This window comes from Rhodococcus sp. NPDC059234 (assembly GCF_042754225.1).
Taxonomy (GTDB): domain Bacteria; phylum Actinomycetota; class Actinomycetes; order Mycobacteriales; family Mycobacteriaceae; genus Rhodococcus_G.
In genome coordinates this window covers 54541-69398 of sequence record NZ_JBHZAH010000010.1, presented here as the reverse complement: position 1 = coordinate 69398, position 14858 = coordinate 54541, and the positions used below count along the sequence as shown (strand labels likewise).

13 protein-coding genes are annotated in these 14858 nt (G+C 68.1%); 12 read left to right on the top strand and 1 reads right to left on the bottom strand.

Annotated features, from left to right (window positions below; translation table 11 throughout):
* Positions 1–28 precede the first annotated feature (28 nt).
* Entirely contained in the window at positions 29–1252 is a 1224-nt protein-coding gene (locus ACFXGJ_RS04110) for a TetR/AcrR family transcriptional regulator (protein WP_378616752.1), read from the bottom strand.
* 359 nt (positions 1253–1611) lie between these two features.
* Between ACFXGJ_RS04110 and ACFXGJ_RS04105 the strand changes: the two genes are divergently transcribed.
* From ACFXGJ_RS04105 to ACFXGJ_RS04050, 12 genes are all read left to right on the top strand, one after another.
* A complete protein-coding gene (locus ACFXGJ_RS04105) occupies positions 1612–2403 on the top strand; it encodes an enoyl-CoA hydratase (RefSeq protein ID WP_378616750.1) in 792 nt (263 codons plus the stop codon).
* 193 nt (positions 2404–2596) lie between these two features.
* Entirely contained in the window at positions 2597–4177 is a 1581-nt protein-coding gene (fadD5, locus tag ACFXGJ_RS04100; RefSeq protein ID WP_378616748.1) for a fatty-acid--CoA ligase FadD5, read from the top strand.
* Positions 4178–4434: 257 nt separating this feature from the next.
* Entirely contained in the window at positions 4435–5244 is an 810-nt protein-coding gene (locus ACFXGJ_RS04095) for an ABC transporter permease (RefSeq protein WP_378616746.1), read from the top strand.
* Positions 5244–6104: an MlaE family ABC transporter permease gene (locus ACFXGJ_RS04090; RefSeq protein ID WP_378616744.1), complete on the top strand. Its 861-nt coding sequence runs from the start codon at positions 5244–5246 to the stop codon at positions 6102–6104. Before ACFXGJ_RS04095 ends, ACFXGJ_RS04090 begins: the two co-directional genes overlap by 1 nt.
* 1 nt (position 6105) lies before the next feature.
* On the top strand, positions 6106–7365 hold the full coding sequence (locus ACFXGJ_RS04085) for an MCE family protein (RefSeq protein ID WP_378616742.1): 1260 nt from the start codon (positions 6106–6108) through the stop codon (positions 7363–7365).
* Positions 7362–8411, top strand: coding sequence for an MCE family protein (locus ACFXGJ_RS04080; protein ID WP_378616740.1), 1050 nt, complete (start codon positions 7362–7364; stop codon positions 8409–8411). Before ACFXGJ_RS04085 ends, ACFXGJ_RS04080 begins: the two co-directional genes overlap by 4 nt.
* Complete coding sequence (locus tag ACFXGJ_RS04075) at positions 8411–9457, top strand: MCE family protein (protein WP_378616756.1); 1047 nt, start codon at positions 8411–8413, stop codon at positions 9455–9457. Before ACFXGJ_RS04080 ends, ACFXGJ_RS04075 begins: the two co-directional genes overlap by 1 nt.
* Positions 9454–10638: an MCE family protein gene (locus ACFXGJ_RS04070; RefSeq protein WP_378616738.1), complete on the top strand. Its 1185-nt coding sequence runs from the start codon at positions 9454–9456 to the stop codon at positions 10636–10638. Before ACFXGJ_RS04075 ends, ACFXGJ_RS04070 begins: the two co-directional genes overlap by 4 nt.
* Complete coding sequence (locus ACFXGJ_RS04065; protein ID WP_378616736.1) at positions 10638–11759, top strand: MCE family protein; 1122 nt, start codon at positions 10638–10640, stop codon at positions 11757–11759. Before ACFXGJ_RS04070 ends, ACFXGJ_RS04065 begins: the two co-directional genes overlap by 1 nt.
* Positions 11756–12973 carry an MlaD family protein gene (locus tag ACFXGJ_RS04060; protein ID WP_378616734.1) on the top strand — a complete coding sequence of 406 codons (1218 nt, stop codon included), beginning with the start codon at positions 11756–11758 and terminating at the stop codon, positions 12971–12973. The genes ACFXGJ_RS04065 and ACFXGJ_RS04060 overlap by 4 nt, the downstream gene beginning before the upstream one ends.
* Positions 12963–13574 (top strand): mce associated protein mas1a, encoded by a 612-nt coding sequence (locus tag ACFXGJ_RS04055; protein WP_378616732.1) that lies wholly within the window; start codon positions 12963–12965, stop codon positions 13572–13574. The genes ACFXGJ_RS04060 and ACFXGJ_RS04055 overlap by 11 nt, the downstream gene beginning before the upstream one ends.
* 64 nt (positions 13575–13638) lie before the next feature.
* A complete protein-coding gene (locus ACFXGJ_RS04050; RefSeq protein WP_378616730.1) occupies positions 13639–14532 on the top strand; it encodes an oxygenase MpaB family protein in 894 nt (297 codons plus the stop codon).
* Positions 14533–14858 lie beyond the last annotated feature (326 nt).

Below are 14858 nucleotides of genomic sequence, written 5' to 3'. Positions count from 1 at the left end.
CGTGCGGCGCCGCTCGTCGCCGGCGCTCTCAGCTACGCAACACCGTCAGCATCAGCATCTGCATCTGCCCGCGGGCCCGAGCGCCGGTGTCGAAGTGCAGCAGGCGGCCGACGTCGAGGGTCAGACCCAGTGCGCCGTGAACCAGGAATCTCGCCTCGACCGCAGACAGTTCCGGCTGCACGGCGACGAGCAGGTGCACCCACTCCTCCACGTGCAGGCGCTGCACGTTGCGAAGGTCGGTGCGATCGCTGCTGGGCAGGTTCCCGATCTCCGCGAAGTAGACCGTCGGCACCTCGGGGTGGCTGAAGGCGAGATCGATATAGGACTCGGCGAGCCTGCCCAGCGCCTCCGCCGGGTCGGTGGACGCGCTCAGCGCCGCCGCCGTGGCCACTGCCAGGCGATCGGACGCACGGTGGAACGCAGCCACGAGAAGGTCTGCCTTGCTGGGGAAGTGGCGATAGACGCTGGAGGCGTTGATCCCTGCGGCCGCGCCGATCTCCTCGATGGTCGACTCGTGGTAGCCACGCGCGTTGAAGATCTTCATCGCCTCTCCGAGCAGCACCTCCCGCTTGGAGGTGACCGCGAGTCCGCGAGGTGCTGCCGGATCGTCGAGCATCGACCGCGCGGGTGCTGCCCCGGCGAGGTCGCAGCGGAGCACCCGCCAGGCCGTCGGCAGGAGCAGTTTCTCGATGCGCTTGGTGGCCAGCGTGGACCGGTGTGCGGTGACGCTGCCGACGACGCTGAGGGCGGCGGTGGCGAGCACCCCCGCATCCCGATCGTCGAGTTCGGGGCGGAGGCGGCGCAGGGGCTGCGAGAGGGTCAGGTTCAGGGCTGCGAAGTCGGCGCGCATCCGGTCGCGGTCGGGGGGGTGCAGATAGCGACCCTCCCAGCGGTACAGGCCGCCGGTGCGGCGGTGCTCCACGGTGGTCGCGATCAGGGCCCGCAGCACCCGGTCGAGCTGCTCCTCGTCGGAGCCCGCGTCCGCGGCGGCATTCTCGGCGGTGAGGCGAAGCTGGCCCGCCGTGCTGAGTGCGGCCTGCACGAGCAGGGCGTACTTGTTCGGAAAGTGCCGGTACAGCGCCGGGCCGGAAATGCCCAGAGTGGCGGCGATCTCGTCGACTCCGACGGCGTGATAGCCGCGTTCGCTGAAGGCCTGCGCGGCGACGAGTGCGATCTGTGCCTTGCGGTTTTTCGGCCTCTTCCGCGTCGGCGCGGACTCCGGAACCGACCGGCCGCGGGTCGATTGGGTCATCGGCTTCTCCTGACGTCTCTTCGCGCAGATCTTAACCGAGCCTCGGACTTCCCGACGCGGATGCGGTTCGATCGGATCCGATTCGATTCTCGAATTGCCCGTCAAACAACGGTAATTCGAGAAGTGTTACCCGAGGTGGGGCTTGACACCGGGTGTGCGGTCCATGAAAGTTAACCCAGGTTCTCGCGGTGTGACCGCTGTCACGCGGTTGATCGCGAACGACTCGCAATCCTGCCCCGGTCGAAGGGGAGCCGTGTTCGAATGCCTGCCGGTCAGGAAGGAAGTCCCGACGTGTTGAGGACGCTGTCCGCCGAGTCGCTCGGCCTGGACCATCCGATCGCCGCGAGCGGAGCGCTGCGATGACCGGCACCCGCGAATCCGTGCAGGGATTCCGCGCCGATGTGACCGACGGTGTCCTTCGCATCACCTTCGTGCGACCGGAGCGGATGAACGCCCTCGATCTCGCCTCGATGAGTGCTCTCGGCGACCTGCTGACCGGTCGGGCCGCGGAACGGGACGTCCGGGTGGTGGTGGTCTCGGGCGAGGGCGGCGCCTTCTGTACGGGCGCAGACCTGATGGCCGCGTCGGACGGCCCCGAGGCGGATCCTCGCACCGTGATGGAGGCGGCCAACCGTGTCGTCCGGGCGATCCTCGCCCTGCCGGTACCGGTCGTCGCCCAGGTGGACGGGCCCGCCGCGGGGGTCGGTGCATCCATTGCGATCGCGGCAGATCTCGCGTTCGCCGCACCGAAGGCCTACTTCCTGCTGGCATTCGTCAACGTCGGACTGATGCCGGACGGCGGATCGAGCCTGCTGGTGCCCGCGGCAGTGGGTAGGGCACGCGCCAGTGAGATGGCGCTGCTTGGCACCCGGCTCGGCGCCGAGGACGCGGCCGCGGCCGGACTGATCGCCCGCGTGCTGCCGGCGGACGACCTGGCCGCACACGTCGACGCCGTCGCGGCGAGGCTGGCCGCGGGACCGCGGCGGGCGATCGAGCTGACCAAGCGGTCGTTGACCGCAGCGACCCTCGCCCGGATCGACGAGGCGCTCGAGTTCGAGACCGATGGACAAGCAGAACTGTTGGCGGCGGACGACTTCCGGGAAGGCGTCGCCGCGATGCTCGGCCGGCGGCGACCGGTGTTCGGGTCGTGAGCCGCGGCCTCAGCGCCCTTCGGGCAGCGTCCTCCGGCGCCGTGTGACCCGCCCGGATCCCGCCGTCCCGATTTTGCGAATTCTTGTTAACAAAACTGCCGCGGATCGGCCTCTCGGTTGCCATACTTGGCGCATCCGGAAGGTCGGCCGCCGCGCCGACAGTCAGTCTCCGTACAGGGAAGGACCAACACCGATGTCGCCCGATCCTCTCGCGCAGCCGCTGCTCTCTCGCCGGAACCACTGGAACAACCAGGTCGCCACGCACGCGGCAATGCGCCCCGATGCCACCGCGCTCCGCTTCCAGGGCGCGACCACCACCTGGTCCGCACTACATTCGCGGTCAGAGGCGCTGGCCGACGCCCTGTCCCGGCGCGGGGTCGGGTTCGGCGACCGCGTGCTGCTGCTCATGCTCAACCGGCCGGAGTTCCTCGAGGCCGTCCTCGCCGTGAACGCGCTCGGCGCCATCGCTGTGCCCGTCAATTTTCGGTTGACCCCGCCGGAGATAGCCTTCATCGTCACCGACAGCGGGGCCACGACGGTGGTCACCGACGTTCCTCTGTCGCCGCTCGTCGCGGCGGTCCGTCAGCAGGTGCCCGCGCTGAGCCAAGCAGTGGTGGTCGGGCAGGAGGGCGGCGACGGCGTCCTGGGCTACGAGGAACTCCTCGCAGAGCAGGGAGATCCGCACGCGGCAGTAGACCTGCCCGAGGACACCCCGGCGTTGATCATGTACACCTCGGGAACCACCGGGAGGCCCAAGGGGGCGGTGCTCTCGCACGCGAACCTGCAGGCGCAGGCGCTGACCTGTATCCGGGCGTTGCGGATGGACCGCGGCGACGACGTCGGTTTCTGCGCTTCTCCGATGTTCCACATCGCCGCGCTCGGTTCGATGGCACCGAGCCTGGTGCTGGGTGTTCCGACCGTGATCCACCCGCTGGGCGCCTTCGATCCGGCGGAACTGCTCGATGTCTGGGAGTCCGAGCGGGTCACCACTGCCTTCCTTGTTCCGGTGCAGTGGCAGGCCGTGTGTGCGGAACCGACAGTGCGGCAGCGTGATCTGGCGCTGCGAGTGATCAGCTGGGGTGCTGCACCGGCCTCGGACGTGGTGCTGCGCGCAATGGCCGACACCTTCCCCGACGCGCTGAACGTCGCGGTGTTCGGGCAGACCGAGATGTCGCCGATCACCTGCGTGCTCGACGGCGAGGATGCGCTGCGGAAGCTGGGCTCGGTAGGCAAGGTCATCCCGACGATCCAGGCGCGCATCGTCGACGACGAGATGAACGACGTCCCGGTGGGGACGGTCGGCGAGATCGTCTACCGCGGTCCGACGATGATGAGCGGCTACTGGCGCAATCCCGCGGCCACCGGCGACGCGTTCGCCGGCGGGTGGTTCCACTCCGGTGACCTGGTTCGCCAGGACGAGGAGGGATTCGTGTTCGTGGTCGATCGCAAGAAGGACATGATCATCTCGGGCGGCGAGAACATCTACTGCGCCGAGGTCGAGAATGCCCTCTTCAGTCACCCGAAGGTGTTGGAGGCGGCGGTGATCGGACGCCCGGACCCGAAATGGGGCGAGGTTCCGGTGGCCGTGGTGGCACTGCAGGGCGAGGATCTGACCCTCGACGAGTTGTCGGCCTTCCTCGACGATCGGCTCGCCCGGTACAAGCACCCGAAGGAACTCGTCGTCGTCGACGCGTTGCCGCGCAACGCGAGTGGCAAGGTCGTCAAATGGGAGCTTCGCAAGGATCACGGATCGCTGACCGTCACCGCGGGCTGAGCGCATCCGGTGCGTCGGACCGTTCACTCCACGGTCCGGCGCACCGGATGGGCTGGACCGAGAGTCGGGCAAAGATTGATTAATGCCTGAGTGATTCGCTGGAAAGCGCACATCACGCCCGAAATTTCGCATGCCGCATTGATGCGAATATTCGTTCACATAATGCTTGTGATGGTCGACGTGCTGTGAGACGCTTCACGCAGTCGGCCGAGCATCGGGGCGAGACAGTTGTCGTATCGCACGGGGGGAGCGCGAGGGTGACATACGAGTTGCCGGTAGCCAAGGGGCCGGTTCGCGACGTCGCGAACCAGGGCGGCTACCTGATCGGCTTCGCGGTGATGTCACTGGTGGCACTCGTCCGGGTGGTGCTGCGCCGCAGGCTGTCGCTGAGCGAGACCGTCAACCAGACGTTGTTCATCGGACGGGTCAGCACCGGTCCCTCGCTGCTGCTGATGATCCCGATCGGTGTGTTCATCGCGGTCTCCGTCGGCGAACTCGCCGGCCGGATCGGGGCGGGTGGCTACTCCGGGGCCGTGGTCGCCTTCATCATCGTCGGTCAGGCCGCAGCGCTGGTGTGCGCGCTGATGATGGCGGGCGTCGCGGGCTCGGCGATCTGTACCGACCTGGGTTCGCGCAAGATTCGCGAGGAGGTCGACGCCATGGAGGTGATGGGCATCGACGTCATCGAGCGTCTCGTGGCACCGCGACTGGTCGCCGCGGTGATCGTTTCCCTCGCGCTCTGCTCGATGGTCACCTTCGGCGGCGTCATGGCCTGCTACCTCTATCACATTTACGTCCAACACCTTCCGGCCGGAACCTTCATGGCCACCTTCAGCCAGTACGGGCGGATGTCCGACTTCGTCATGGCGCTCGTGAAGGCCGCCATCTTCGGCCTCACCTCGACGCTGGTCGCCACCTTCAAGGGCCTGCACACCAAGGGTGGCCCGCGTGGCGTCGCCGACGCGGTCAACGAGGCTGTCGTGATCGCCTTCGCCCTCGTCTTCATCGTCAACACCGCGCTGTCCGCGCTCTACACCGTGATCGTGCCCGCGGTCGGGGCCTACTGATGGTCGGCTTCGACACGACGCACCGGGTGCGCCACCGCGCGGCGGCTCCGGTTCGAGCCGCCTACGGCGGACTCGTCGACGTCGGCAAGCACGTCACCTTCTACGGGCGCACCGTCGCGTCGATTCCGTTCGCACTCGTCAGGTACCGCAGGCACGTGCTCGACCAGATCAGCGAGGTCAGCTTCGGCACCAACTCGCTGCTCTCCGGCGGCGGCACCATCGGCATCGTGTTCGCCATGTCCCTCGCGGCGGCCATGATGCTCGGCGTCGAGACTCAGCGCGGACTCGAACTCGTCGGCATGACCACGATGTCGGGCATGCTCTCGGCGATCGCGAACACCCGCGAGCTCGCGCCCGTGGTGGTGGCGATCGCGTTGGCAGCCAAGGTCGGAACCGGATTCACCGCGCAGATCGGCGCCATGCGGATCTCCGACGAGATCGATGCCCTGGACGCGATGGCGATCCGTTCGATCCCGTTCCTGGCGGGCACCCGGGTGTTGGCCGCGATGGTCTGCGTCATCCCGATCTACATGGTCGGACTGCTCGCCAGCTACCTGTCGACGCGGCTGGTCATCGTCTTCTTCGGAGGCGCGTCCGCGGGCACCTACGACTACTTCTTCCACCTCGCGCTGTCACCCCAGGACCTGGTCTACTCGGCACTCAAGGCGGTCGTGTTCGCCGCGGTTGTCTCGCTGGTGCACTGCGCGTACGGCTACTACGCCGCGGGCGGGCCTGCGGGTGTCGGGCAAGCCGCCGGTCGCGCGCTACGCACGGCGATTCTCGCGATCGGTGTCCTGGACGTGCTGATGACATTCGCGCTGTGGGGGCTGGTCCCGGAGATCCCGGGGCTGGGTGTCTGAGATGGACCAGTTCACGGGACGCTCGAGGGCGCGGCTCGCGTTCAGGGGCGCGTTGGCGGTGCTGGTCGGCTTCGTCGTCGCGGTCGTGATGGTGATGCGCGGATCGGGCAACCTGCACCGCAACCCGGAGGTGATCGTCGCGATCCCCGCCTCCGCCGGCCTGATCACGGCGGAGGCGCCGGTGCGGTACTCGGGCGTCAACATCGGCCGGATTGCCGGAATCGACTCGGGAACGACCTCCTCCGTGGTCCGGCTGCAGATCGACTCGGACTCGATCGGGCAGGTGCCGTCCGACGTGCTGGTGCGGGTGGTCCCGCGAACCTTCTTCGGGGACATCTACATCCAGCTGGTGGATGCGCCGAACGCCAGCTCGTCGGTGCCGTTGACGGACGGCGACACCATCGGGGTGGACACCGGTCCGGATGCCGTGGCGCTGTACGGGGTCTACAAGAAGATGGTCGACCTGCTCGACCACATGCAGCCGCAGAAGATGCAGACCGCGCTCACTGCGCTCGGCAAGGCGCTCGACGGTCGTGGCGAGAAGATCGGCCGGATCGTGGACCGGCTCGGGTCGGCGTCGCAGACGCTGGCACCGTCCGCGCAGCGGCTCCTCGACAGCACACCGGAGTTCCGAACGGTGATGTCGGCTCTGGACACTGCGACGCCGGACGTGCTCGCCACCCTCACGGCCGCGACCTCGGTGTCGCAGAGCATGGTCGAGCACGGCAGCCAGCTGACCGCGATGTTCGGTGCGGCAGCGAGTTTCGCGTCGGTCACGGCCGCGTTCGTCGGGGAGCAGCGTGACCGGATCATCACCGTGACCGACTCGACCGGCAAGATCCTCGCGACCACGGCGGCGAACACCTCGGGCCTGGTGGACACGCTCGCAGGGGCGGAGTCGTTCGGTGCCGCGGGCGCACGGGTGTTCGCGACCGGCAAGTTCAACATCACCGCGGTGCCGTCGTTCGCGGGTCCGCTCCCGTACACGGGCGCCGACTGCCCGCACTACGGCGCGGAGTACGGCGCGGACTGCGGAGGGGGACAGCCGCAGTCGGCGCCGCAGTCCGGACCGACACCGCAGGCCCTGGTGCCCGCGTCCGTCGGACGGTCCGGAGTGGTCGACGGCAACCGCGAGGCCCCCGTACTGACGATGCTCGAGGCGGAACTCGGCCGCACACCTGCGGGCGTGGCGGCGCCGAACCCGGCGACCACCGTCATGCTCGGGCCGATGATCCGCGGCAGTGAGGTGAGCGTGCGATGAAGATGGGTTGGGTTCCGGTCGCGAAGGCGATCGGGTTCTGCGTGACCGGCGTGCTGTGCGCCTCCTTCGTGGCGAACACGCTGTCGGTCCCGGTCCGGGGTGACACCGACGAGTACACGGTCGAGTTCGCCGACGTGGAGGGACTGGGCCCCGGCAACGCGGTCACCGTGGCGGGCGTGCGGGTGGGCCGCGTCGACTCGATCGCGTTCGCCGACGCGGGCGGCGGAACGAGCAAGGCCGTGGTGGGCATCGAGATCGAGTCCGGTCACACGCTGTCTCGGAACGTGACGGCGGCGGTTCGGTACGGTGACATGCTCGGAGCCCGCTACATCGCGCTGACCCAGCCTGCCGGCGCGGCAATCGAGAACACGGCGGCCGGACTGCCGATGGCGACGCTGAACCCGGGCGGGGTGATCCCGATCGCGCAGACCACCCCGCCGGTCGACCTGACCGCCTTGATGAACGGCTTCCGGCCGCTGTTCGACGCGTTGGCGCCGGACCAGGTCAACACACTCACCCGTGGATTCGTCGAAACCTTCAGTGGCAAGGGACAGACGATCGCCACCCTGCTCTCGCAGATCGGCTCGCTGAGTACCGGCCTCGCCGACCGACAGGACGTGCTCGAGCGACTCGTCGGCAACCTGGCCTCGCTGCTCGGCTCGGTGAACGCCAGGGCGCCTCAGCTCGAACAGTTGCTCGCCGGTCTCAGCGGGCTGACGACCACCATCGCCGGCAACAGCGCCCAACTCGTCGCACTGCTCGGCGACGGAAACAGAGCGGTCGCGCAGTTGGCGCAGTCCATGGCTCGCTCGAACGGTGCCGTCGGCAAGACGGTGACCGACCTGAAGTCGGTGACCGACAGCTGGGTCGCCAGTACCGACGAGTTCAACGCCTTCGTCGCCAAGATGCCGGAGTTCGGGGCCACGATCAACCGAATGGGCAGCTACGGCGGTTTCGTCAACCTCTACCTGTGCAACTTCACCCTGAAGGCGGGCACCGTGGAAGCGAACATCTTCGGTCCGACGCACTCGCCGGTGTGCTCATGATGTTCCTGGTCAAGCTCATCGACGTCGTCGTCGGCATGGCGACGTTCCTGTTCAAGGGGGACCGGCGACCGAACAGCGGCACCCCGATGGCTCTCGGCGCGCTCGGGATCGTCGTGTTGGTGGCCGGGCTCGGGGTCGCGATCGGCGCACCGAAGGCGTGGTACCAGATCCGGACCAGTCCGTACGTCGCGGAACTCGAGAACGCCAGCGGGCTCTCGGACGGTGACCCGGTGTACGTGGCCGGGGTGCCGGCGGGCCGGGTGGAAGGGATCGAGCTGGCTGGCGATCACGTGCGGGTCGACTTCCGGCTGGACAACGGGCAGCGGCTCGGGAACCAGACCACCGCGACGGTGCGACTCGAGACGGTGCTCGGCAAGCGCTACCTGGAGGTGGTACCCGCGGGAGTCGTGTTCGACGGCAACGTGATTCCACGCTCACGCACCACCGTTCCGTACAGCCTCGACGAGGTCAGCCGTGATGCGACGACGGCCGCGGCGGGCGTGGACCTCGAGTCGATGCAGGCGATGATGACCACCCTGTCGCAGGTGATGCCGGCGGACTCGGACCAACTCGGCAAGACCCTGGCCGGGTTGAGTGGTGCCTCAGCCGCCTTCGCGCGCAACGGTCGACAGGTCGACCAACTTCTCGCGATGTCGCGATCGCTCTCCGATCTCGTTGTCCGGCAGAGCGAGTCGCTGACCACGACCGTGGTGAACGCCCAGACCGTGGTGCAGATCCTCGCGGTACGCAAGCAGGCGCTGACCCAACTCGTCGACAACCTCAGAGCAGTTCTGTCGACGCTGTCCACGACGATGACCGAGCATCAGGACGAGTTCGGGCAGTTGGTTGCGAATCTCGTCGCGATCACCGGCACGCTCGAGAGCAACGCCGACAACATCGGCAAGCTGATGGAGCGGGTGCCGCCCGCGCTGCGGTCGGCCGCGGACGCGACCGGCAACGGCGCCTGGACCGACGTCAACGCGCCCGCCGCGGTGATTCCGGACAACATGCTGTGCGCCATCGGAGTCATGCAGGGGTGCAAATGACCACCACCGCCGTACTGCAGCCACCGACCGACACCGTCGACGACGCGGTCCCGACCGATCGCCGGCGGTGGCCGCGCGCCGTCACCGCGCTCGTGCTCGTCGCCGCGCTCGCCACCGCAGGGTGGTTCGTGTTCGCCCACACCGACAACACGAAGACCGTGTACGCGAACTTCAGCTACGTGGGCGGGGTCTATCCCGGCAGCAAGGTCACCGTGCTCGGTGTCCCGGTCGGCTCCGTCACGCGGGTGGAGCCGCAGGGCGCCGTGGTCCGGGTGACGCTGACACTGCCCGACGACATCGACCTGCCCGCCGAGGCGAGCGCCTACGTGCTCAACCCGTCGGTCATCAGCGACCGTCACGTCGAACTGGGCCCGACCTACTCCGGCGGTCCGAAGCTCGAGAACGGTGCCGAGATTCCCTCCGAACGAAGCCACGCTCCGATCGACTTCGACGGGCTGATGGGCAGCATCAGCACCCTCACCGAGGCGCTCGGGGGTGGGGAGGCGGGCGCACCGGGAGCGTCCGGCGCCACGACCGGCGAGCTGCTCACCAAGGCCGCCGACAGCTGGCGCGGACACGGCGAGCAGTTCAACACTGCGGTCAAGAACCTCAGTGCCGCAACGGGAGTGGTGGGCGCGCGCGCCGAGGACATCGGCGCGCTGGTGGCGAACCTCAACGCCCTGACGGGTGCGCTCGACGCACGGCAGGTGAACCTGGACGCACTGGTCGAGGGACTCGGCGAACTCGGAAGCGAATGGTCGGCGAATCGGGTCGACATCGCCGGGCCGCTCCAGGACCTACGGGTGGTGCTCGACCAGGTCAACGGATTCATGGCCGCGCACGGCGACGACGTCGGCGCGGTCGCGGGGAATCTGCGCACCGTCGGGGACACCCTGGCCGCGAATCAGGCCGGCCTGGCCGAGTTCATGGATGTGGTGCCGCTGCTGATGCAGAACCTGTCCAACTCCATCGGCCCCGACAATCGGGGACGCATCCGGCTCAACGTCTCGACCGCGCTCACGCAGTTCGCCGTCGTGAAACCGCTGTGCGAGAAGTATCCGTTGCCGCTGTGCACCGGGGCCGGACTCACCAACCCGATCTCCTTCCCGATCAGTGCATCCGATCCGCTCGGCATCATGTCCGCGCTCAGCGGAGGCACGTTGCCACCGAGGGGGAAGTGATGCGCAGCACTGTGGTTCGACTGGGTGCGGCCGGAATCGGGTGCCTCGTGCTGACGGGCTGTGGGGTCGGGATGCAGGACTTGCCCCTGGGCCGGACCGCGGACGGTCCGGACTATGCGGTGACCCTGCAACTCGCCACAGCCGAGGGACTGCTGCTCGGCGCCGACGTCCGCAACGGGCAGAAGGTGATCGGCCGAGTCGCGAACCTGTCCACCGACACCGTAGGTGCGAAGGTCCGGCTCAGCCTCGCGAGCGAGCCCGAACTACCAGACAACGTGGAGGCGGCCGTGGAACTGCCGTCGGCGCTGGGCAATCCGTTCATCAGGTTGATCGTGCCCGCCCGACCGTCGGATCGGCCGTTGCGTGAGGGCGACGTGATCGCCGAGTCCAGTACCACGATCGGGCCGCAGATCGAGAGTGCGTTGGCGACACTGGGGACGATCGTCAGCGGCAGTGGGATCGGCCAGTTGCACACCGTCGTCGACGAACTCAACAAGGCGTTCGCCGGGCGCTCCGGCGAGGTTCGCGGTCTGATGGACACCACGACCGCCCTCCTGGGCAGCGCCACGGCCAACCGGAACGACTTCGACGCCGCCATCGATCTCGCCGCGCGAATCTCGCAGCAACTGGCCGGTCAGCAGAATGTCGTCGACGGCTACCTCGACTCGATGCCGGAGACCGTCGCACTCCTCACCCGGCAGCGGGACTCGATCGCATCGTTGCTCGCCTCGACCACCACCCTCGCGACCAACACCGACGCAATCCTCTCGGCCTCGCCCCAGGGGCTCGACGGCACCCTTCGGGACGCGTCCGCGGTGGTCTCGGCGCTGAACAGCTTCAACGACCGGATCGGCACGACGTTGGGCAACATGAACACCTTCCTCGGTAACTTCGGGAATTCGGCGCACGGCGACTACCTGAACTTCGACGGGGCGCTGGACATCCCCGGCGGGATCGACAAACTGCTCACCGGCGGACCGGTGCTCACCGGCCCCGCGACCACGCCCGCCGCGGGCACTCTCGCATCGCTTCTCGCGGGTGGCGCCAGGCCTCCCGGCGCGCCGGCGACGCCCGGCCCCCCGACGGCCGGGCCGATGCCGTCCGGGGGAGGTGCCCGGTGAGGCGGCTCGTGCTGGTCCAGTTGATCCTGTTCGCGCTCACGTCCGCGGTGGTGATCCCGTTCGGCATCCACTACGTGCTCGGACCGCAGGCGTTCGGAGACTCGATCCGGGTGCACTCCCGGATGACCGACGCCCTGGGGCTCACGGTGGGTACCAGTGTCACCTACCGTGGCGTGACCGTCGGCAAGGTCGCCGGCGTGGCACTCGACGCCGACATCGGCGGCGCGCGCGTGGAATTCGATCTGGACCCGGGAACCCGGATTCCGCGCGACAGCGTCGCGAAGGTCGGGATGGGCACGGCCGCAGGAATCCAGAACGTCGACATCTTCCCCAACACGGGCGAGGGCCCGTTCCTCGCGAACGGTGACGAACTCGCCGCGCCCGCCGACCAGCAGCCGGTCCAGATGGGCGAGATGATGCGCCAGGCATCTCGCCTGCTCGACGGCATCGACCCCAAGGCGGTCAGCGATCTCGGCACCGAACTCGGGGCCTCGTTCGACGGACTCGGGCCGGCGATGGCCAGCATGATCGACACGGGCGACACGTTGTCGGCGCAGCTCGACGAGCAGGCACCGATGCTGAAGTCGCTCCTGGAGCGCACGGCCAACCTGGTGGGAACGATGGCGGGGCAGTCGGACTCGTTCGTCAACGGCATGTCGGCCGCGCGCAACTTCACCGAGCAGCTCGACTCGAGCAAGCCGGTGCTGGTGTACCTCGCCGACACGTCGCCGCAGGCACTCGGCAACGCACAGCAACTGTTCGACCGCTACCACGACACGTTCGGGGCCCTGCTCGCGAATCTGGTCACCGTCGAGCCGATCATCTCCGACAGGACGGGGGCGCTCGCGTCGGGACTCACCGACATCCCGAAGGGTCTCGGCCGGTTGGAGTCCATCGTCACCGGGGATCGTGCGAACTTCACACTGGTGGCCACGCAGGGTCCGGTGTGCAACTACGACACCGTGCGGCGGGCAGTCGGGGACGAGAACCCGACCCAGCCGAACCTCACCTTCTACTGCCCGCCGGGCAAGAACATCGCGCAACGTGGTGCCCGAAACGCCCCGCGGCCCAACGATCTCGGGCTGCAGAACGCGACGACGCCGGGAACGACCATCGGACCGCCGGTGGTCGACGACCCGATTCTCGTTCCCACGGGTGTCGAGGCACTCGACTACTGGAAGAAGCTCCTGGAGGACCTCCCGCATGACAAGTGAGCACATCGACCCCACCGCAACCGCCGTGATGGGTGTGGTGCCGGGTGAGGAGCAACCGCTGGTGGACGGGCCGAGTCAGCAGGCGGACGAGCACAACGGCGGCCCGGTCCGCCGGACCCTTCGGCGGCTGCGGCGCCCGCGCGCCCTGGTGGCACTGCTGCTCGTCGTCGGGGTGATCGCGGCCGGCGCGACACTGCTGGCGTCGGTTCTGCACACCCGGCACCTCGACACGCTGCGCGCGGAGGCCGTCGACACCGCGCGGGACTACTCGGTGGCGCTGTCCTCCTTCGACTTCCAGTCACTCGATGCGAACCGGCAGAAGATCGCGCAGATGTCCACCCCGGGCTTCGCCGACAAGTACAACCAGATGGTCGATGCGTTGCGCCAGATCGTGACGGACGGCAAGGGTCAGGCCACCGCGACTGCCGATCACGTGGCGGTCGAGAGCCTCGACGACTCGGGCGCGGTGGTGCTGGTCTTCGTGGACCAGCAGGCGAAGAACGTCGTCTCGCCGGACGGCAACTCCCAGAAGTACCGGATGGTCGTCACCCTCGTGCGCGACGGCGACCGCTGGGTGGTCGACAACGTCGACACGAAATAGGTCGGTTCGATCGGGCGGACCCGACACCGCCCACCGCGTTGCTGAACTGTAAGGAGAGACAGCGATGACCACGCACCACACGCCGGACCGGATGCTCACGACGGCGCAGACGCGGATCGCGATCACCTCGCCGGTGCGCGGGGGGCCCGGCGCGTCTGCGGACATCACCGACGCACTCGACTTCTGGTCCTTCGCGGGCGGCGCGGCGAACGTGATCATGCAACTGGGATGGCCGGAGGTCGCGTACGGGGTGATCGAGAGCAAGGTCGAGTCGGGCAGCCTGGTCCGGCACCCGTGGAAGCGGGCCCGCACTACGTTCCAGTACCTCACCGTCGCGATCCTCGGGACCGAGGAGGAACGCGCCGCCTACCGGGAAGCGGTCAACGGCGCACACCGGCAGGTGCGCTCCGACGAGAACAGTCCGGTCAAGTACAACGCCTTCAGTCGTGACCTGCAGCTGTGGGTGGCGGCGTGCCTGTTCGTCGGCTTCGAGGACACCCACCAACTACTGCACGGGCGGATGACCAGCGAGCAGGCCGACGCGTTCTACCGGTCGTCGTCCACCCTCGGCACCACACTGCAGGTCACCGACGAGATGTGGCCGGCGACGCGGGCGGAATTCGACGACTACTGGAATCACGCGTGTCAGCGGGTACAGATCGACGACACCGTGCGCGACTATCTGAGGGACCTCGTGGACCTCAGGATGATCGCGTGGCCGATGCGGCTGGTCTTCGGGAACCTCCTCAGCTTCCTCACCACCGGCTTCCTGCCACCGCTGTTCCGAGAGCAGCTCGGCCTCGAATGGACCGCGACCGACCGTCGGCGGTTCGAGCATCTGTTCGTGTTCGTGTCCTTCGTCAACCGCTTCCTGCCGCGCTTCGTCCGGCACGGGGCGAACTACGTGCTGTTGCGCGACCTGCGCCGTCGAATGCGGCGTGGGAAGAAGCTGATCTGAGGTCCGAATCGCGGACATGTCGCTTGTTGCAACGGCCCGCCCGAGCCTGGTACCAATATTGGTCCCCAGGCGTCGCCTGAGGGCGACGATTCGGGGTAAATGCGACACACCACGGGGTGTGAGTCGTGCCCGCTTCGGTGGGGTTCGAGTCGACCTGAGGGGGTGGCATTGACCGTGCGCGAGCAGTGTCGGCCGGTCGGCCCGCGTGGCGTGTCCGCGGCAGCGACGAAACCGGTGGGGAACAAGGCCGGATGGCGAGAGGTTCGATTCCTCTGGAGCTCCGGCTGAGCCGAAAGACGGTGACACCGCAGCGCCGTTTTGGCGGC

Excerpts from the sequence above, each read along its gene's own strand:
- ACFXGJ_RS04110 (WP_378616752.1), bottom strand. The coding sequence starts at position 1,252 with ATGACCCAATCGACCCGCGGCCGGTCGGTTCCGGAGTCCGCGCCGACG.
- ACFXGJ_RS04105 (WP_378616750.1), top strand. The coding sequence starts at position 1,612 with ATGACCGGCACCCGCGAATCCGTGCAGGGATTCCGCGCCGATGTGACC.
- fadD5 (WP_378616748.1), top strand. The coding sequence starts at position 2,597 with ATGTCGCCCGATCCTCTCGCGCAGCCGCTGCTCTCTCGCCGGAACCAC.
- ACFXGJ_RS04090 (WP_378616744.1), top strand. The coding sequence starts at position 5,244 with ATGGTCGGCTTCGACACGACGCACCGGGTGCGCCACCGCGCGGCGGCT.
- ACFXGJ_RS04085 (WP_378616742.1), top strand. The coding sequence starts at position 6,106 with ATGGACCAGTTCACGGGACGCTCGAGGGCGCGGCTCGCGTTCAGGGGC.
- ACFXGJ_RS04080 (WP_378616740.1), top strand. The coding sequence starts at position 7,362 with ATGAAGATGGGTTGGGTTCCGGTCGCGAAGGCGATCGGGTTCTGCGTG.
- ACFXGJ_RS04075 (WP_378616756.1), top strand. The coding sequence starts at position 8,411 with ATGTTCCTGGTCAAGCTCATCGACGTCGTCGTCGGCATGGCGACGTTC.
- ACFXGJ_RS04070 (WP_378616738.1), top strand. The coding sequence starts at position 9,454 with ATGACCACCACCGCCGTACTGCAGCCACCGACCGACACCGTCGACGAC.
- ACFXGJ_RS04065 (WP_378616736.1), top strand. The coding sequence starts at position 10,638 with ATGCGCAGCACTGTGGTTCGACTGGGTGCGGCCGGAATCGGGTGCCTC.
- ACFXGJ_RS04055 (WP_378616732.1), top strand. The coding sequence starts at position 12,963 with ATGACAAGTGAGCACATCGACCCCACCGCAACCGCCGTGATGGGTGTG.
- ACFXGJ_RS04050 (WP_378616730.1), top strand. The coding sequence starts at position 13,639 with ATGACCACGCACCACACGCCGGACCGGATGCTCACGACGGCGCAGACG.